This window comes from Altererythrobacter sp. H2 (genome assembly GCF_035319885.1).
Taxonomy (GTDB): domain Bacteria; phylum Pseudomonadota; class Alphaproteobacteria; order Sphingomonadales; family Sphingomonadaceae; genus 34-65-8.
Genome location: NZ_CP141285.1, coordinates 966332 through 985346, shown reverse-complemented (window position 1 = coordinate 985346; position 19015 = coordinate 966332). Strand labels below are relative to the sequence as shown.

Here is a 19015-nt window from a genome sequence, read left to right as displayed (position 1 = left end):
GGGCAGGCTTGGAAGGCTCCATCGCACCTGTAAATCACGGGAAGCACTTTGACACAATTCTGTCAGGTCCGGCGGGTGCGCTCAGGCGATGTTCTCCAGCAGCGTCGCGCTTTCGGCAATCTGGGTAATGGTGCGCTTGCCCCGGGCATCGCGCCCCAGCTGGACCACGACGTCAATCACCGAGGCAGCATAGGCAATGGTGTCGGCGCGGGTCAGGCCGATGCCGGTCTGCATCACCATCAGCGCCAGTTGTTCGAGCGCACCGCGCAAGCTGTTGGCATGGATGGTGGAGAAACTGCCCGGATGGCCAGTGTTGATCGCGCGCAGGAAGCTGACGCTTTCCGCGCCGCGCAGCTCGCCCAGCACGATCCGGTCCGGCCGCAGGCGCAGTGCCGCCTGGAGCAGTTCGTTGGCGGTCACCTTGGCTTCGCCCAGCTCGCCTTTCACCGCGACCAGCCCGACCCCGTTTTCGCCCGGCAGGCGCAATTCGGGCGTGTCTTCCACCAGCACCACACGCTCCTCGCGCGGGATTTCGCCCAGCATGGCGTTGAGGAAGGTGGTCTTGCCGGTGCTGGTGCCGCCCGAGATCAGGATCGTGCGCCGCTGGCGGATGGCCGCGCGCAGGAAGGCAATCGGCTCGGCCTGCGGATCCGGCATGGCACCGCGCGTTATCGGGGCGAGCGGACCGGCATCATAGGCATCCAGCGGCAGGTCGAGCCGCCGGTGGCGCCGGATGGCCATGACCCAGTGCTTGCGCGCCGCCGGCGGCCCGCAGAACTGCACGCGTGCGCCATCGGGCAAGGTTGCGCCCAGCAGCGGATGCTCGCGATTGATCCCCTGGTGGCTGACGCGCGCCACCTGTTCGGCCAGGCGCTGCACCAGCCGATCGTCGATTTCCGGCGTCTCGATCCGCTTCATGCCCGGATCGCTCGCATCCTCGATCCACACCTCGCCCGGCCGGTTGACCATGATCTCGGTCACCGTATCCCGGTCCAGCCAGCGCCGGAACGGGGCGAGATAGGCGTCAAGATAGACGCTGCGCTCGCCTTCGGTCATCGCCCTGCCGCTCGCCGGAGAGGTCTGGAGAGGATGGATATCGGCGCTCATGACCTCAGCGGACGGCCGGAACCTGCGAGAAGTCGAGATCGCGCGCGGTGAACACGCGGATCGGCTCGCCCTGGCGCACGCGGATGGTCGGGCCGATCTGGCTGTCCTGCTGCGCCGCGACCGACGCGGCCGACTGCCCTGCCCCGCCGAGCACGACCGAGGCGCCGCCCGAGGCAAAGGTGCCGATGCTGCCGATCACCGAGAGCAGCATGGCCGAGCCGAACCGGCGGAAGAAGTGATTGTTCACATCGCCCGCAAGGCCGGTGGTCCCGTCGAAGCCGACCGCCGGAGAGGATAGGTTGACCGAGGCGCCATCGGGCCGGATCAGCCGGGTCCAGATCACATAGGCGCGCTTCTGCCCCCCCTGCACACCTGACTGGTATTGCCCGATCAGCCGGCTGGAGCGCGGCACCAGCACGCTTTTGCCGTCAAAGCTGCGCACATCCTGGCTCACCACCGCGCGGACATAGCCCGGCACGTCGGTGTTGATCGCAGTTTCCAGGATCGCCGGGATCAGCGTCCCTTGCGTCACCGTAGTGGTCGGATCGACCATCGGACGCGCAGTGGCGGTGCCGCCGCCGACCCCGCCGATCCGGCTGGCAAAGTCGCCCGCGCCGCCGCCCACGCTCTGCGCGGCAGCCTCGCCGGGTTGCGCAGGCGGGGCAAAGGTGCCGCCCGCCGGAGAGGCCACGCTGCTCGCATCGTAGACCACCGTGGGGCTGGCATAGGGGTTGCCCGCAGCTTGCGCAAAGGCACCGGGCTGGGCCGCCAGCACCGGCGAGGGCGCAGGGTCAGCCTGCGGCATGACAGCGGCCTGGGCATTCTGCGGGGTGGGCGTGATCGCAGCCGCGGGCACGGGCGGCGGCACGGCCGCGCCCTGCGCCACCTGCTGCCCGCCCACGCCTTGCGGCGGGTCAAGCCGCGCCGAGTTCATGCTCCACAGCACCACCGCGCCGATCAGGCCGACCGCCGCGACTCCGGCGGCGAGCCCGGCCCCGTCTGACAGGCCCTTGCGCTGAGTGACAGCCGGGAAGGCGTTGCGGCTGGCAAGGTCAATGACCTCGGCCTCTTCCACCTCGCGCGGGTCCACGTCATTGGCGACACCGGGGCCGCCCTTTCCGGCCGGCAGACGCATGGCTAGACGCATGGCTTATCCTTCTCCTGGCATTGACTGGGCGGCCGCCGGCCCGCTCGCCGCGCGCGGCAAGGCAGAGCTGGTCGGGGCCGGACGGACCGGGCCGGTGTTGGTCAGCGTCGCCGCATTGTCACCCGATCGCAGCACGATTTCCCGCGGCACCCCGTCCACCACGATCACGTCGCCGCGCACGGTGAAGTTGACCGGGCCCTCGGTACCATCCGCATCCTTGACCAGGATCGCAGGCACCGGCGCCCCGGCAGGCCAGGCCAGGAAGGTGGCCGTACCGTCATCATACGTGCGCTCAGGCACCAGCCCGCGATCACCCTTCACGGCCCAGGCAAAATTGAGCTGGGCCGGATCGACCACCGCATAAGGATCGGTGGCAGCGGCCATTTCGGTCGGATCGGCCACTTCCACCGGGCCGGCCAGCAGCGTCTCTTCCTCCGGCTCGTCGGGATAGGTGAACTTGAGCACGTAAAGCGGCCGGGCGCGCGGGTTGGCGACGAGGTCGAACAGATACGTGCGCTTGTTGGTCACCACGGTCATGTTGGTCGAAGCGGTCGCTTCGAGCGGCTTTACGAACAGCAGGTTGGCCCGCTTGTTGGGGGTGACCTGCCACGAAGCGGAATCGCCGATGGCAACATTCTCGATCGATTCGTCATCGCCGAACTGGATCGTGGCCTGGACCTTGGTCCGCCCTTCGATCTTCACCACGGCAGCGGGATCGTACATCCGCTCGACCAGGCGGGCATCCGCCAGGGCCGGGGTCGCGGCAAGAACGAGCGCCAACGCGCAAAGAGGTGCGGCGAAGCCGGCGCGGGCTTTGGCGCGGGTCATGGGGTTTTCTCCTTCAGGCGCCCGGGGGACGTGGGCGACGGCGCGCGGAAACGGGTGCCGATGCCGCGCGTGCGGGACATGGCCCCGGCGGAACGGGGGGACTCGCCAGCAGGGGTAGCCAGGGTAACGATCCGGGTGTCGCGCCCGCCCGCAGGTCCGGCTGCACCCGGCCCGCTGTCATTGGCCGGCATGGCAACCGGCATGGCAGACACGTCGATCCGGCGGTTCTGGGCTACGCCCGCCGCCTGCGCCTGCCCTGCTTCGGCGACGGGCTGGGCCAGCGGGACCTGCGGAAGGACGGGCACCGGCGGGCGCTCGTCATGCAGTGCCTTGTCACGGGCAAGGCCGAACACGGTCCAGCCGCCGACCATCGTGCCCGCCACCTTGATCACCATCACCATCAGCGCACAATGGACAGCGCCAATCAGGAAGAACGCCATGGCGGCCTGAGCGTTGATCTGCCCCGGCGCAGAGCTGAGCGAGCCGAGCACCGGCACCGCGATTTCCAGCATCACGCTGCCGCCGATCACGGCAAACACCGGGGTCAGCGCGAGCATGACCACGCCCTTGAGCCAGCCCGCAAACAGGCCGCGGGTGCCATCGAACAGCGCCATGACCACGAAGATCGGCCCCAGCGCAACCAGCACGGCCAGGGCGATCCGCGCCGTCACCAGCACGCCCACCGTGCCGAGCAGCAGCAGCATCGCGCCGAGCCACATGATCCCGGCGGGGGAGAAGGCCGAGACATCGCCCTCCTGTCCCTGGCTCGCCTGCTGGATCGCGGCGAAGACCACATCGAGCTTGTCGGCGAACAGAGTTGTGGCCGACCCATCACTGCCGGTCACCGTGGTCGCCAGCCAGTCCGGCCCGCCGATGGCCAGGTTCCAGACCACGCTCTGGTACGCCAGCCAGCTGGTTGCAAAGGTCAGCACCAGCCCCAGGGTGATCATGCGCGGCACCAGCGCGCGTACGCCCAGGTTGGAACGGCCCAGCAGCAGGCTGATCGCGAAGAACGCCACGTAGAGTGTCAGCAGGATGGTGAGCACCGGCACCAGCGATCCGCCGGGGGCGAACAGCCGCCCGAACGTCTGGGTGGTGACATCGTTGGCAATGCAATCGACCGCGCGCAAGGATGCGGCGACGCCCGCGCCAACGCCTTCCATCGCCTGCTGGCAGGTCACGCTCATTCGGCTGCCTGCCGGAACGGCACCGGCTCGCCCGCAGCAAGCGGCGGGAATTCGTCCTTGGCCCCGCCCGGCCAGGCATGGCCGGTCAGCGGTGCGAACCAGTCCGCCGGATCGTCGCCCACCGCCTCGCGCAGCAGGTCGAGCCGCCGGACCGAGCTTTCGCGGCCAGAGAGCAGCGTCAGCACTTCAGGCGCGCCCGACAGGTCGAGCCGGACCACCACGCTCGCATCGGGCTGGCGGATCAGGAAGCAGCGGCTGTGCGCGGGCAGGCTGCGGATCAGCGCCAGCTCGTGGGACGTCAGGCCGAACCCGTCGCAATAGTCCTCCGCCCGGGCGCGGCTGTTGGGCATGAACACCATGGTCGCGGTCTGCTCGACCAGCGCAGTCGCGATCCGGCTGTCGAGCGCATCGCGCGCACTCTGGGTGGCGAAGCCAACCAGTGCGTTGCGCTTGCGCAGGGTCTTGAGCCAGTCACGGATCCGCGCGGCAAATACCGCGTCATCGAGCGCCTTCCAGCCTTCATCGATCAGGATCATGGTCGGCTGCCCGTCCAGCCGTTCCTCGATGCGGTGGAACAGGTACATCATGGTCGGGGTGCGCAGCTTGGGGTTTTCCAGCAGCGCGGTCATGTCGAAGCCGAGCACGCGGGCGGACAGGTCCAGCTTGTCGTCTGCGTTGTCGAACAGCCAGCCATGCTCGCCGTCTCCGATCCATGCCGACAGGCGATCCGCCAGATCGCCCGGTTGCGGGCGGCGGGCCCCGGCCAGCAGCTCGCGGAAATGGCGCAGGCGGCGCAGCGAAGGATCGTTGCCGTAAGCGGCATCAACCGCCTGGGCGACAATCGCGTCTTCCTCCGGCCCTTCGGCCTTGAGCAGCACGCCCAGCCATTCGCGCAGGAAGGCGCGGTTGGCAGGGCTGTCGGGCAGGGCCATCGGGTTGAACCCGGTCGGCACCCCGGCGCTGATCCGGTCATAGCGCCCGCCAATCCCGCGCACGAACAGTTCCGCCCCGCGGTCCTTGTCGAACAGGATCGTGCGCGGCTTGAACTTCTGCGCCTGCGCGGCGAGAAAGTTCATCACCACCGTCTTGCCTGAGCCCGACGGGCCGATGACCGAGAAATTGCCCAGGTCACCGTGGTGGAAGTTGAAGAAGAACGGGGTGCTGCTGGTGGTCTGCAGCAGCGTCACCGCCTCTCCCCAGTGGTTGCCGCTGGCCTGCCCCAGCGCCATGCCATGCAGCGAACCGAAGCTCGCCATATTGGCCGAGGAGATCATCGAGCGGCGCACGATGTAGCCCTCGTTCCCCGGGAACTGGGCCCAGAAGCCGGGTTCGAGATTGGTATCCTCCCGCACCGCAATCGCGCCGGTATCGGCCAGGGCAGCGGCACAGGCGGCGGTCGCTTCGTCCAGCCGGCCCAGGTGGCTTTCGCGCACCAGCACAGTCAGGTGGTGATCGCCGAAGCCGACCGCGCCATTGCCCAGCGCATCGCGCGCAGCCAGCATGTCGGCCCGCTCCGCCTGCGCTTCTTCGTCGGCTGAGCGCAAGCGGCGCAGCGCCAGGTCCATCCGCTCGCGCGCAGTGGTGCGCTCGTTCGGGGCATAGCTTTCGCTCACCACCATTTCGTAGGGCAGGCGGAGCAGCGGGTCGATCAGGCCGGGCGAGGTCGCATCCGGGTATTCCTTGAGGCTGATCACGGCGGCAAAATCGGGGTTGCCCGAGCCGCGCAGTTCCATCGCGTCAAGCCCGAAGCTGGCCCGGCGATAGGGCAGCATCTGGCCGATGTCGGCCTCGTCCGAAGGGCGGCGCACCGGGCGCATCTCGCCGTTGTAAAGCGCGGAGAGCAGCTCCAGCAGTTCGTTGTTCACATGGCCTTGCGGCCCGGTGTAATCGCCCAGCAGCGCCGCGCCATAGGGCTGGAGCGCGGCGATCAGGCCGGTCGCAGCGGCCTTGAGAGTGCGGATGTCGCGCGGATCGGCCTCGATCCCTTCCTCGCGCGCCCCTTTCCCCTGGCGCTTGAACCACTTCGCCGCGCGCTCGGCCAGACCGGCCTTGCCCCGGGCCGGGCGCCGGATCAGGGTGACGAACTGGTCATTGACGAACAGCGAGCCGCCCGCCAGCCGTTCCTTCCAGCGGGCATCGATATGGCGGCTCAATGGCTCGGGGAATTCGGCTTCGAGTTCGACTTCGACCCGGCGGCGGATGACGTGATGATAGAGCACGAACCGCGCGTCGAGCGTCGAACGCAGCACCACTTCGCGGGTCGCCGCATGGGCATTGAGCGCATCGCTGTCTTCCGTCTCGAACAGCAGGCCGGGCACCTGGAGCGCCATCATCAGCGACCCGTCCCGCAGCAGCATGGTGCTTTCGTCAACCAGCCGGGCATATGGCAGGCGGTCACCCGCGCGGGCTTCCTTCGCGCTCCAGGCGGCGGCTCCGATCCACTTGCTCATGGTTTCAGGCCTTCCTCAGGCAGCATAGCTGTTGCACCCCCAGCGCTTGAAATTGGGAATGCGCGGGCACTTGCTTACCTTGGTGATCCACAGGTCGAACACGCGCGGCTCGCGCAGGCAGGCGACATAACCGATTGCATGGGTGACGAGCGGCACCGGGATGATCCAGAAGCTCTTCAGCACCAGAAAGGCGATGGTCGTCACCATCATGTTGATGATGAAGAAATTCATCGTGACCCCGCCGAACATCTGCGGCCGGGTGAGCGCGCGGTGGACGGGATGGCGGGTCAGCGCGGTCATCTCAGCCCGCCACGCTCTGGATGCCGGACACGATCGAGGCCGCACCGAACAGGATGAAGATGCCGATGATCACGGTTGCGCCGAAGCGCCAGTTCATCCGGCCCGTCAGCATCCCGAAGCCGACCGCGGCGACCGCCATCACCGCAACCGCGGTGGCCACATTGCCGAGCAGAGTGCCCTGCAGCCAGCCGAGCGCCGCGACAATCGGGCCGGATCCCTGCGGATCGGCCTGCGCCAGCGCGGCGCTGGGCGAAAGCATGGCGGCAACAACGGCAAGGCGGGTAATCAGATGCATAAGTAACGCAATTCCTTATCGGGAATGGGAAGCAAGGCGGCCGAGAATGGCCGTGACATAGAGCTGGGTTTCGCGAATGCGCGGGATCCCGCCGGCCTTTTCGACCCGGCCGGGCCCGGCATTGTAAGCGGCAAGCGCGCGTTCGAGGTCGCCATCGAACCGGTCCAGCTGTTCACGCAAATAGCGCGCCCCGCCTTCGAGGTTGGCAAAAGGATCGTCCGGATTGACGCCGAGGTAGCGCGCGGTGCCCGGCATCAGCTGGGCCAGGCCCCGGGCCCCCGCATGGCTGACCGCATTTTCGCGCCACCGGCTTTCCTGCCACACCAGCGCCTCGATAAGGGCCGGGCTGAGGTCGAACCGGGCGGCAAGTTCATGCACTTTGGCGCTGTAGCGCGCCGGAACGCCCGCTGCCTGGCGGACCGGGTCTGCCACAGCGTTGGCAGGCACGGCGAAATCGGCAGCGAGTTCGAACGAGGGGTCCGCACCTCCCAGAGCAGGCGCCGGAACGGCCACCGGGCCGCCGGCAACCCAGACAGGACCTTCAGCGCCGATTTCCAGCACATCTGCCCTGGCCGGGGCGGCCAACGCCACGAAGCCCGCCGCCAATGCCAGCAAGACCCGTGTGTCGAGAATCATCGAACCCTCCATCCGGCCCCCTTGCGCATCCTACATGACAAGCCGGTGACAGCAAACCAATCGCTCACGCTACAAACGGGTTACAGCAGGGACGAACGCCGCGAAAGATGCCAGACACGGAACCAGACACAACCGGGGCCCGCCCTCCATTGCGGAAGGCAGGCCCCTGGAGTTGATCATGCGCGCTGCGGAGGCAGCCCGGTCAGCGGGCGGCGAACACCGCCGAATTTTCGAACGCACCCTGCTCAAGCATTGCCAGAGCGGTTCGGGCCAGATCGCGCGAGTCGGCCCAGGTTCCGCCCGCGGTTTCCAGCCGCACACTGTCCCGCGCCCGCACCGCAGCCCGGAACATCGCCCGCGCCTCTTCAGTGCGGCCTTCACGGGCATGGGCAATGCCGAGGTTGATCAGGCGGGCAGGATCATTGGCATCAAGCGCCGGGTTGGTCTCGATCCGCAGGATTGCCGCTTCGTTGCGGCCGGCCATCAGTTCGTCATAGGCCACATCTGCGGTCGCTGCAGGAGTCTGGGCCAGCAGGAGCCCGGCCAGGATTGAAAGAGCCATTGTATTCTCTCCCTTGTTGCGTCTCGCCCGGTGACGGTTGCGGCGACGACGGATGCGATGGGTGGAGAATGCGCCCTGACCGGCCCAATTCGCAACAAAAATGTCATACTGTCATATTTCTGCAATGTTAAGACCGAAAACCTTCATCTTTACAGTCGTGTAAGAGGTGACAACGGCTGTAACAATCCCGGCCACGGCAGTCACATCTGTCATTTTTTGGACTTTTATAAGTCACTATAAATCATCCGCATTCCTGCAAAGAAACTGTCACGCGCCTCCCCTAGCTGCCTCTTCGCGACCTCGGTTGCGTTGTCAGCCGATTCTCGGCCTCAAGAGGGGATTGCAAGCTCGTGAAAAATCTTAGCCGTACCGTCGTTCTTGGCTGTGGCCTGGTGATCCTCACCGGCTGCGGCGCGGACGAAATCGTCTCGCCGGGCACCGGCGGAAACATCACCATCAACAATCCTGCGGCGCCGCCTCCGCCCCCGCCGCCGCCGCCGCCGACCACGGTCACCCCGGCCGGCGCCTGCCCGACGATCACCGACCCGCAGGGCCTGACCGATCGCGGCACCATTTCCGGCCCGACCGGCACCTACCGTGTGTGCGAACTGCCCGCCCGCTTCAACGTGTCGACCACCCTGCCCTACATCTCCGGCCTGCTCTACTTCATCAATGGCCGGGTCGACGTGGGTACCGATGGTGGCCCGACTCCCGACGCTTCGGATGGTGCGACCGACACCAACGTGACCCTGACGTTCGAGCCCGGCGTGATCGCCTATGCCCGCGGGTCGTCGTTCCTGATGGTCAACCGCGGCAACAAGATCAGCGCGGTCGGCACCCCGGCGCGTCCGATCATCTTCACCAGCCAGGACAACGTGGCCGGCTTCAACAACGAAAACTCGTCTGGCCAGTGGGGCGGTGTGGTGCTCGGCGGCCGTGCGCCGGTGACCGATTGCCGCGCTCCGGGTGCCACCCCGGGTACGATCCAGTGCGAACGTCAGGTTGAAGGCGCAGCCCAGCCGGCCGTGTTCGGCGGTGCCACCACCAACGACAATTCCGGCACCATGCGCTATGTCCAGATCCGCTACTCGGGCTTCGTCCTGTCGGGTGACAACGAACTCCAGTCGCTGACCACCGGCGGCACCGGCACCGGCACCCAGTTCAGCCACATCATGAGCTACAACAGCTCGGATGACGGGGTCGAGTTCTTCGGCGGGTTCGTCAACATGAAGAACCTGATCGTGGTCGGCTCGGAAGACGACTCGCTTGACGTCGATACCGGCGTGAAGGCCAACCTGCAGTACGTGCTGGTCGCCCAGCGCGCCTCGGCAGCGGACGGCCTGATCGAAGGCGATTCGACCAACGCCAACATCGACAACACGCCCCGCACCAACCTGCAGCTGGTCAATGCGACGATGATCCAGCGCCGCAACAACGACCAGGCAATCCGCCTGCGCGGCGGCATGGATGCAGCCATTGTCAACTCGGTGATCGTGGACGCCTCGGAAGCCGGCACTCCGTGCCTGCGGATCGACGATGCCCAGACCATCCGTGCGGCCAATGCCGGGCTGGATGACAAGGGCCCGCCGGTGTTCCAGTCGACCGTGTTCGCCTGCCGCACCGCATTCCGCGCCGGCGGCGGCGGGGTGACGCTGGACAATACCCAGGCCATCTTCAACGCCGGGGCAAACAACAGCGCCAACTTCACCTCGACCCTGACGATGACCTTCGTCAACGGGGCCAACGAAACGGCGGTTCCGGCCTTCAACCCGACCTCGCTGTCGAGCTTCTTCGACGCGGTGACCTACATCGGCGCGGTCCGCAACGCTTCGGACACCTGGTACGAAGGCTGGACCTGCAACTCGGCAGCACTGAACCTGGGCACCAACAGCGGCGCCTGCACCTCGCTGCCGGTCTACAGCTGATCGGATGACCTGCTGGGGAGGCACCTCGCATCATCGCGGGTGCCTCCCCTTTTCCGTTTCCGGGCCCATGGCGGCCCGTCCGAAGCACAGACCTGCGATCGAAAGGGGTCTCATACGATGTCCACTGGCACCATGTCTCACGGCAGGCGGTTGGCAGGGTTGCTGCTGCTGACCACTGCTCTCACTGTTCCCGGCGCTGCGCTGGCGCAGAGCGCCGACCCGGCCCCTGACGCCGCTGCTGCCGCCGCTGCGGAAGCAGCGCCCGAGGAAGAGTTCGACAACACCGACATTTCCGTGCCCGGCGGCACGATCGTTGTCACCGGACGGCGCAACCAGGACATTACCCGCAGCGCCTCGCAGGTCGTCTCCGTCCTCTCGGCAGAAGCCATTGCCCGCACCGGCGAAGGCGACATTGCCGGCGCGCTGGGCCGCGTCACCGGCCTTTCGGTCCAGGGTAACGGCTTTGTCTATGTCCGCGGCCTGGGTGACCGCTATTCGCTGGCGCTGCTCAACGGCCTGCCGCTGCCTTCGCCCGAGCCGCTGAGCCGGGTGGTGCCGCTCGACCTGTTTCCGACCGACATCGTTGCCTCCAGTCTGGTCCAGAAGACCTACTCGGCCAACTACCCCGGCGAATTCGGCGGCGGGGTGATCAACCTCACCACCGTGGCAATCCCAGACGAAAGCTTCCTCAAGCTCAGCGCCGGGATCAGCGGCGACAGCTTCACCACCTTCTCCAATGGCCTGGCCTATTACGGGTCGGACTATGACTGGTTCGGCTTCGACGACGGCACCCGCAACACCCCGCCCGCCTTGCAGGCGTTCTTCGACAGCGGCCAGCGGATGAGCGATCCGGACGTCGACCAGCAGGAAATCCTCAAGCAGTTCGGCAATCCCAACCTGATCCTGCTGCAGAAGAACAATTCGATTCCCGCCAACTTCTCCGGCGGGATCACGGCCGGGACCAGCATGGACTTCGGCGACGACGGCCGCTTTGGCGTGATCGCGACCGCCTCGCTCAGCAACAAGTGGCGCAGCCGCGACATCATCAACCAGTCGGCGATCAACGAAGATCTCGATCTCGACAGCGACTTCCGCGATTTCGTGACCGACAACCGCATCCTGGTGAACGGCCTGCTCGGCTTCGGGCTGGAACTGGGCGAGCACAAGCTGCGCTGGACCAACCTCTACATCCGCGACACCCTCAAGCGGGCCTCGTTGTCGATCGGCGAAGACCTGCAGGATAATGACAGTGTCCAGGAACAGAACACTGCCTGGTACGAACGCCAGCTGATCAACACCCAGGCCGTCGGCGAATTCCGGTTCGGCGACCTCAGCGTCGATCTGCGCGGCGGCTATGCCCAGACCCGGCGCGAGGCGCCTTACGAATACACCTTCACCTACGAACGGCGCAACACGCCCGACGATCTGGGCCAGCGGTTCCTCAACCTGCTGGACCGGCAGACGGGCGGGGCCTCGGTCGCCTTCTCCACCCTGCAGGAAGATCTCTACTTCGGCGGGATCGACCTCAGTTATCCGGTGACCGACTGGCTGCGCCTGACCGCCGGCTATTCCTACACCGATACCAGCCGCTATTCCGAGCGGCGCGAGTTCCTGATCAACGCCAATTCCGATTTCGACCGGGCGGTCGGCCTGCTGCGGCCAGACCTGCTGCTGGGCGATGCGGTGATCGATTTCTACAACATCGGCCTGATCGAAAGCACCCAGGCCGACCCGGCCTTTGCCGCAGGGCTGGAAATCCAGGCCGGGTACCTGCAGGGCCGGATCGAGCCGCTTCCGGGCGTGAACCTCGACCTTGGCGTGCGCTACGAAGATGCAGTCCAGCGGGTCGACCCGGTCGAAGTGTTCGCCGTGCCGACCAATTCCGGCACCAGCACCCTGCTGGCCAACGACTACTGGCTGCCGGCGGCGACCCTGACCTGGGAGGTCACCGACCAGCTCCAGTTCCGCCTCAACGCGTCCAAGACCATCGCCCGCCCGCAGTTCCGCGAGCTGATTTTCCAGACCTACTTCGATCCGGAAAACAACCGCCAGTTCAACGGCAACCCGCGCCTGATCGACAGCCGCCTGACCAATGCCGAAGCGCGGCTGGAATACTACTTCGGGCGCGGCAACCGGGTGTCGGTGGCGGGCTTCTGGAAGGACATCGAGAACCCGATCGAAGTCTTCTCCAGCTTCTCCGACAACGATCAGGTGAGCGGCTTCGTCAACGCGCCCAGCGCCACGCTGTGGGGCGGCGAGTTCGAATCGCAGGTCACTTACCCCACGATCGACTGGGGCGGCTGGTTCGAGAACAAGCAGATCGTGGCGGTTGCCAACTACACCTTCACCCAGTCCGAAATCTCGGTCGGCCCGGATGATATCGCCAGCGTCTTCCCGTTCGCGGACCAGCCGGCGAGCAACTTCCTGCGCGACGGGGCGGCGCTGACCGGCCAGTCGGACCATCTGGTCAACCTGCAGCTCGGCCTGGAAAACCAGGACAGCCTCCAGCAGTTCACCCTGCTGCTGTCCTACGCCAGTGAGCGGGTGACCAGCCGCGGCACCGGCTTCCTGCCCGACATCGTGGAGGATCCGGGCCTGAAGGTCGATTTGGTCTACCGCCAGGGGCTCGACCTGTTCGGGCAACCGTTCGAGATCAAGGCGGAAGCGCGCAACCTGTTTGGCCGTGACAATTTCGAATACCAGTCGAACGGCACCAACCGGATCGAGATCAACACCTATCAGGTGGGCCAGAGCTTCTCGTTCTCGGTCTCAACCGAATTCTAGCTCCTGCTGTCCGCCGGCTGGCCCGGCGGACACCTCCCCCCTCGGGCCGTCCTTCGGGGCGGCCTTTTTTTCGCGGACTGGCCTCTTTCGTGGCTGGCCGCGCACAGTCGCACGCCTCTGCCGCCCCTGCCTTCGCGGGGATGACAGATAGCGAGGAAGCGCGACGAGGAGCCGCTGGCTCAGATCAGATCGAAGACGTAGCCCAGCGAGCGGACCGTGCGCAGCGGATTGCCCGCACCCGCCTGCTTCAGCGCCCGGCGCAGGCGCCCGATCCAGACATCCACGGTACGCTCGTCAATCGCCGGTTCCTGCTTGCCCAGGCCGCTGATCAGCTGCTCGCGCGAAAGCACCTGGTTGGGATTTTCGGCAAAGAAGCGCAGCAGGCGGAACTCGTTCGGGCGCAGCACCACCGGCGTACCTGTCCAGCGCGCCTGGAGCGCCGCCATGTCGATCACCAGCGGGCCGCGCTCGAACCGCTGGGTGGTGTGACGCGGCTGCGGATCACCCTGGAGCGCAAGCACCCGGTCAAGCACCCGGGTCCGGTCGAGCGGGCCGACCATGTAGTCATCCGCCCCCGCCCTGAGCGCGCGGCGGCGGTCGTCGGCGTCATCTGCCTCCAGCACCATGGTGACATGGGCATCGGCGGTCTGCTGATCAGCCCGCAATCGCCGGCACATTTCCAGCCCGGCCAGATCGTCCATCACCCAGTCGACGAAAACCCAGATCGGGCCGTCGAGCAAGGGGCGGGGCCCCTCGGCGCGCAGGCGCGCAAAGGCAATGCGGCGCCCGTCGTGGACAAAATCCTCGAGCGTTTCGCCCAGCTCGCTGGTCAGGAAAACGTAGATCACGGTCACAAGCAGCAGATTCCCCGTTCGGCGGTGGATTGCCGCCCCAATGTGACGCGCTGGTGACAACTGTTGCAGCCTTTTCCCGCACCCGGCTGCAATGCCCGTCGACGCATGGTTAACCGAACCTTGCCAAACGCTAATGTCACCGCTATGTGCCTGTGATGAAACAAGAACTGGAGCGTTATCCAGTCACCGGGCGCTTCCTGCTGGGGCGCACCCGCTATGTGCTGGATGATGGGGGAAAAGCTGCACTGGAGGCCGCAATGGCCCGGGTGGTCGATTATCCGGCTGACACCGTGCTGTGCGTGCGCGGCGAACTGTCGCTGAAGTCGGCCATCATCATCGAAGGGTTCGCGCTGCGGATCGGCGGCGACGCCCATCACCGCTGCATCCTCGCCATCTGCATGCCGGGCGATTTCATCGATCTCCACGCCTTCGGCTACGGCCCCCTCGATCACGACGTGGTGGCGCTCGGCCCGGTCCGGTTGGGCGAGGTGCATCACAGTGACCTGCTCGATCATGTGCTGGACAAGCCGCAGCTGATGCGGGCGTTCTGGTCGGCCACCCTGCTGGACAGCGCGATCCAGCGGCAGTGGACCCTGAAAGTGGGGCAGCTCAAGGCCCCCAACCGTGTCGCTCACCTGTTCAGCGAGCTTTGGCACCGGATGGACATGATCGGGCTGGCCGATCCCGATGGCTTCCGCATTCCCCTAACCCAGGCTGATCTGGCGGGCATGTGCGGGACGACGGCGATCCACCTCAACCGCGCCCTGGGCGAACTGCGAAGGAAGGGCATAGCCGATTTCCGGCGCGGCGAAGTGTCGACGCCAGATCGCGCACTGCTCGAACAATTCGGGATGTTCCGCGCGGATTACCTTACCCGCGCCTTGCCGAACATCCCGATCCCCAGCCTGCGCTATCTGCCAGAGAACACTAAAATGTGATTCACGGATTGCCGAATCACATCGGCCTGTCTAGCGGATGGATATGAGCACACTCAGCCCCCAGTCCGCCCGCGAACGCATCGAACAACTGATCCAGACGGGCGTCACGTCCCGCGCCGGGATTGCCCGCGCTGCCGGGCTCCATGCCAATTCGCTGCGCGACTGCCTGGAGCCGGACTGGAACCCCACCGCTGAAACACTGGGCAAGCTGGAGACGTTTTTCCTCGCCCATGACGACCGTCCGGTGCTGGCGACGATCGAGGAAATCATCGACGAAGCGCGCAACGGGCGGATGTTCGTGCTGGTCGATGACGAGGACCGCGAGAACGAGGGCGATCTCGTCATCCCTGCCCAGATGGCCACCCCCCAGGCAGTGAATTTCATGGCCACCCACGGGCGGGGCCTGATCTGCCTGACCATGACGCGTGCCCGCTGCGACTCGCTCGGCCTCGAACCGATGAGCCGCAACAACCGCACCCGCCACGCCACCGCCTTCACCACCAGCATCGAGGCGCGCGAGGGCGTGACCACCGGCATTTCCGCCGCCGACCGCGCGCGCACCATCAGCGTGGCGATCGATTCGTCCAAAGGTGCGGACGATATCGTCACCCCCGGCCACGTCTTTCCGCTGGTCGCGCGCGACGGCGGGGTGCTGGTCCGCGCCGGGCATACCGAAGCAGCCGTCGACATCTCGCGCCTCGCCGGGCTCAACCCTTCGGGCGTGATCTGCGAGATCATGAACGACGATGGCACCATGGCGCGGATGGACGACCTGATCGCCTTCGCCCGCAAGCACGAGCTCAAGATCGGTACCATCCGTGACCTGATCGCCTACCGCCTGCGGCATGACCACATGGCCGAGATCCGCGCCGAGGCCCGCTTCACCAGCCGCCACGGCGGCGACTGGACAGCGATTGCCTTCTACAACACCGCCACCCGCAGCGAGCAGATCGTGCTGAAGAAGGGGCATGTCGATCCGGCCCGCCCCACGCTGGTGCGGATGCACGCGCTCGACATTTTCGACGACATCTTCGGCGTGCAGCGGGGCGAGGACCAGATCCTGGCCAAGTCGATGGAAATCATCGCCCGCGAAGGGGCAGGGGTAATCGTGATGATCCCGCGGGCCAGCAACGACTTCTTCTCCGACCAGGTCAAACGCCTGAAGGGCGAGCCGACCGAGCCGATGGACCAGCTGCGCGACTACGGCGTCGGCGCGCAGATCCTCAACATGCTGGGCGTGCACGAGATGGAACTGCTGACCAATTCGGACCGCTCGCTGGTCGCGCTGGACGGCTACGGCGTCTCGATCATCGGCAAGCGGGCGATCAATCTGGACTGAGCGGCGCAGGCGAGTCGCTGACGCGCGCGGTCAAGGTCCGGCGCTGTCCGCGGCGCTGCAATGCGCCGCCACATAGTCCGCATGGGTCGGCAGGCCGCTGACGGCCTTTTCCACCAGCCGCCGCACGTCGCCCATGAACTGGCCGAGCTGCGCCGCCTCCAGCCGGTCAGCCATCGGGTTGTAGTCGGCCGGCACCACCCCCTGCCCCAGCATGACCTGGACCCAGCTCGCCTCGCGGAACAGGTCATCGACGTCACGCCCGAGCCGGCCCGAGGAGGCAAACAGCGCAATCTTGTGGGTAAGCGATTCCGGCACGCTCATGTGCTGGCAATAGCGCCAGAACTCCGTGTCATCCCGCCCGGTCTGGTGGTAGTGGAGGATCAGGAAATCGCGGATCTGGGCGAATTCGTGGATCGTGCGCCGGTTGTATTCGGCCCGGTCTGCCGCGCACACCCGCCCGCGCGGGAACAGCTCGATCAGACGGCTGACGTTGGACTGGATCAGGTGGATGCTGGTCGATTCCAGCGGTTCGAGGAACCCGCTCGAAAGCCCCAGCGCAACCACGTTGTGTGCCCAGAACTGATTGCGGTGCCCGGTGGTGAAGCGGATCGGGCGCGGGTCGGCCAGCGCGGGCGTATCGAGGTTCGCCATCAGCGTATCGGCCGCCTCGTCATCAGACAGGAAGCTGGAGCAATAGACATGGCCGTTGCCGGTGCGGTGCTGCAGCGGAATGCGCCATTGCCAGCCGGCCTGCCGCGCCGTGGAGCGGGTATAGGGCGGCAGGTCGGGCAGGCGCTCGCTCGGCACTGCCATCGCGCGGTCACATGGCAGCCAGTGCGACCAGTCGGTATATTCCACCCCCAGTTCCTGCCCCAGCAGAAGCGAACGGAAGCCTGAGCAATCGATGAAGAAATCGCCCTCCACCATGACCCCGCCGGCCAGCGTGACGGCTGTGACATCACCGCTTTCCCCGTCGCGCTGGACGCTTTCGATCGTCCCCTCCTGCCGGGTAACGCCGAGCTTCTCCGAATAGGCGCGCAAGTAGCGGGCATAGAGGCTGGCGTCGAAGTGGTAGGCATAGGCAAGGCCCGCCATCGCCGTATTGCCGACCCGCTCCAGCTTGCCGAAGCGGTTCTGATCCGCTGCCAGCTGGTGCAGCGAGTAGTGCCACAGGCTCTCCGCCCCGCCCGCCATCATGTGCCGCCGCCAGTAGTGGTGGAAGTGGACATTGCCGAGGTTCATCCCGGTATCGCCGAAAGTGTGGAGATAGCGCGAGCCCGGGGCGGACCAGTTGACGAACTCGATCCCGAGCTTGAAGGTGCCCTGCGTACGCCGGACGAAATCGTGCTCGTCGAAGCCGAGGATGGAATTGAGCCGGATGATCTGCGGGATCGTCGCCTCGCCCACGCCAACCGTGCCGATTGCGTCGGATTCGACCAGCGTGATGGCGAGCCGCTCCCCCAGCAGGCGGGCGAAGGCGGCGGCGGCAATCCATCCGGCCGTGCCCCCGCCCACGATCACCAGCCTGCGGATACCCTGCTCGTCCTGCCCCTGATTCTGCATTGCTTCGGTCCTGCTTGTCATGCGCGCGCCCTATGCATGGGGCGGGCGGAAAAAGGCGTTGATGGTGAGCCGCCCCGTGCGCGGATCGGGCGAGAGCGGCGCGGCGTTGTCGATCACCCCGCTATGGAGCAGGTTGCCGCGATAGAACACCGCCTGGTTGAAGGCCCCCTCGCTGGCATGGGTCCGCTCGAAGTAGGGCGCGCCGTCGGTAACATAGGCCGCAGGCGGCAAGCCGTGCTGTGCGATTTCGCCTTCCAGCGCCGCCTTGTAGCGCGGCCAGTCAGCTGCGGTCAGGGCCTGTAATCCCGTTGCGCGATGGCGGAAGAAGGCCGTACCGCCGTGGCCGGTGCGGTGGAGATAGAGCATCATCGCCACCTGGCGCCGGTCCGTCCCGTCGACATGGGGCAGGCGCTGGATCGGCAGCAGCTCGCCCGGCGCGCAGGTCACGATCGAATACCATGCCTGCATCGACCAGCGCCCCGCAGGCTCCCCGAAGTGCTCGGACAGGAACGGCGACAAGGCGGTAATCCAGCGCTCGCTGGTGATGGAGTCGAGCGGCGCCCGCACGCCCGGATACTGCGGCGTGATTTTTGCAAATTCCTGCAAACTGGCCAGTTCGATGGCGCCGGCAGGGTCGTCCAGAACCCCATCCACCCGCACAATCGGCTGATCTGGCGAGGAAAGTGGCTCCACCACCGCCCCACTGAGGGAAATCGAAAGTTCGCTGCGCATGGCAAGGGTTCCCAGTTGAGCCGGTGGCCGGAAATGCACGGTAACAAACCGCGTTGGACAAGCCAACGCCGGCAATTGTCTATATTTGATTCAACAGATTAGCGGTACCCATCGCGGACAGACGGAGCGTTTTACCCGGTCTGGCCAGCCTGCGCGATGCCAGGTGTGGCAATGGCACAACAGGATGGGGCTGATCGATAGGTTTGCCGCAGGCGCCCCGTCCGCGAATGCCTCTACTATTCTGTTTTTACGGCATTTATCTTCCTTTTGCCGCGCGCGGGAAGACATGCTGATTTCTGATTTACCTGCGCCTTGCATTAGGGTATGAAAAAACCTGCAAACACATATTCAAAGGTGTTTCTTGGGGA

The 19015-nt window shown here is 66.1% G+C and carries 16 protein-coding genes; 4 read left to right on the top strand and 12 right to left on the bottom strand.

Going from position 1 to position 19015, the window contains the following annotated elements; translation table 11 throughout:
- Positions 1-81: 81 nt before the first annotated feature.
- The 9 genes from virB11 to U4960_RS04815 all read right to left on the bottom strand — a co-directional run bounded on the left by virB11 (position 82) and on the right by U4960_RS04815 (position 8512).
- Entirely contained in the window at positions 82-1107 is a 1026-nt protein-coding gene (gene virB11, locus U4960_RS04855) for a P-type DNA transfer ATPase VirB11 (protein ID WP_416379100.1), read from the bottom strand.
- 4 nt (positions 1108-1111) lie between these two features.
- The gene (locus U4960_RS04850; RefSeq protein WP_324262450.1) at positions 1112-2254 is read right to left on the bottom strand and encodes a TrbI/VirB10 family protein; all 1143 of its coding nucleotides are present in this window, start codon (positions 2252-2254) and stop codon (positions 1112-1114) included.
- Positions 2255-2257: 3 nt separating this feature from the next.
- Positions 2258-3082 carry a TrbG/VirB9 family P-type conjugative transfer protein gene (locus U4960_RS04845; RefSeq protein ID WP_324262449.1) on the bottom strand — a complete coding sequence of 275 codons (825 nt, stop codon included), beginning with the start codon at positions 3080-3082 and terminating at the stop codon, positions 2258-2260.
- The gene (locus tag U4960_RS04840) at positions 3079-4269 is read right to left on the bottom strand and encodes a type IV secretion system protein (RefSeq protein ID WP_324262448.1); all 1191 of its coding nucleotides are present in this window, start codon (positions 4267-4269) and stop codon (positions 3079-3081) included. Before U4960_RS04840 ends, U4960_RS04845 begins: the two co-directional genes overlap by 4 nt.
- Positions 4266-6719 carry a VirB4 family type IV secretion/conjugal transfer ATPase gene (locus tag U4960_RS04835; protein ID WP_324262447.1) on the bottom strand — a complete coding sequence of 818 codons (2454 nt, stop codon included), beginning with the start codon at positions 6717-6719 and terminating at the stop codon, positions 4266-4268. The genes U4960_RS04840 and U4960_RS04835 overlap by 4 nt, the downstream gene beginning before the upstream one ends.
- Before the next feature lie 15 nt (positions 6720-6734).
- A complete protein-coding gene (locus U4960_RS04830; protein ID WP_324262446.1) occupies positions 6735-7019 on the bottom strand; it encodes a type IV secretion system protein VirB3 in 285 nt (94 codons plus the stop codon).
- Between the two features lies 1 nt (position 7020).
- A complete protein-coding gene (locus U4960_RS04825; protein ID WP_324262445.1) occupies positions 7021-7314 on the bottom strand; it encodes a TrbC/VirB2 family protein in 294 nt (97 codons plus the stop codon).
- A gap of 15 nt (positions 7315-7329) precedes the next feature.
- Positions 7330-7950, bottom strand: coding sequence for a lytic transglycosylase domain-containing protein (locus U4960_RS04820; protein WP_324262444.1), 621 nt, complete (start codon positions 7948-7950; stop codon positions 7330-7332).
- Between the two features lie 202 nt (positions 7951-8152).
- Positions 8153-8512, bottom strand: coding sequence for a hypothetical protein (locus U4960_RS04815; protein ID WP_324262443.1), 360 nt, complete (start codon positions 8510-8512; stop codon positions 8153-8155).
- Between the two features lie 350 nt (positions 8513-8862).
- On the opposite strand from U4960_RS04815, the gene U4960_RS04810 reads away from it, so the two are divergent.
- Positions 8863-10437 (top strand): hypothetical protein, encoded by a 1575-nt coding sequence (locus U4960_RS04810; protein WP_324262442.1) that lies wholly within the window; start codon positions 8863-8865, stop codon positions 10435-10437.
- A gap of 132 nt (positions 10438-10569) precedes the next feature.
- Positions 10570-13221 (top strand): TonB-dependent receptor domain-containing protein, encoded by a 2652-nt coding sequence (locus U4960_RS04805; RefSeq protein WP_324263059.1) that lies wholly within the window; start codon positions 10570-10572, stop codon positions 13219-13221.
- A gap of 179 nt (positions 13222-13400) precedes the next feature.
- Here the strand turns inward: U4960_RS04805 and U4960_RS04800 are convergent, their stop codons facing one another.
- A complete protein-coding gene (locus U4960_RS04800) occupies positions 13401-14075 on the bottom strand; it encodes a winged helix-turn-helix transcriptional regulator (RefSeq protein ID WP_324262441.1) in 675 nt (224 codons plus the stop codon).
- Between the two features lie 155 nt (positions 14076-14230).
- Between U4960_RS04800 and U4960_RS04795 the strand changes: the two genes are divergently transcribed.
- On the top strand, positions 14231-15013 hold the full coding sequence (locus U4960_RS04795; protein WP_324262440.1) for a Crp/Fnr family transcriptional regulator: 783 nt from the start codon (positions 14231-14233) through the stop codon (positions 15011-15013).
- A 43-nt stretch (positions 15014-15056) separates the two neighbouring features.
- Entirely contained in the window at positions 15057-16352 is a 1296-nt protein-coding gene (gene ribB, locus U4960_RS04790; RefSeq protein WP_324262439.1) for a 3,4-dihydroxy-2-butanone-4-phosphate synthase, read from the top strand.
- A gap of 30 nt (positions 16353-16382) precedes the next feature.
- On the opposite strand, the gene U4960_RS04785 is transcribed toward ribB, so the two are convergent.
- On the bottom strand, positions 16383-17936 hold the full coding sequence (locus U4960_RS04785) for a tryptophan halogenase family protein (RefSeq protein WP_324262438.1): 1554 nt from the start codon (positions 17934-17936) through the stop codon (positions 16383-16385).
- 9 nt (positions 17937-17945) lie between these two features.
- Positions 17946-18647, bottom strand: coding sequence for a DUF6445 family protein (locus U4960_RS04780; protein WP_324262437.1), 702 nt, complete (start codon positions 18645-18647; stop codon positions 17946-17948).
- Between the last annotated feature and the right edge of the window lie 368 nt (positions 18648-19015).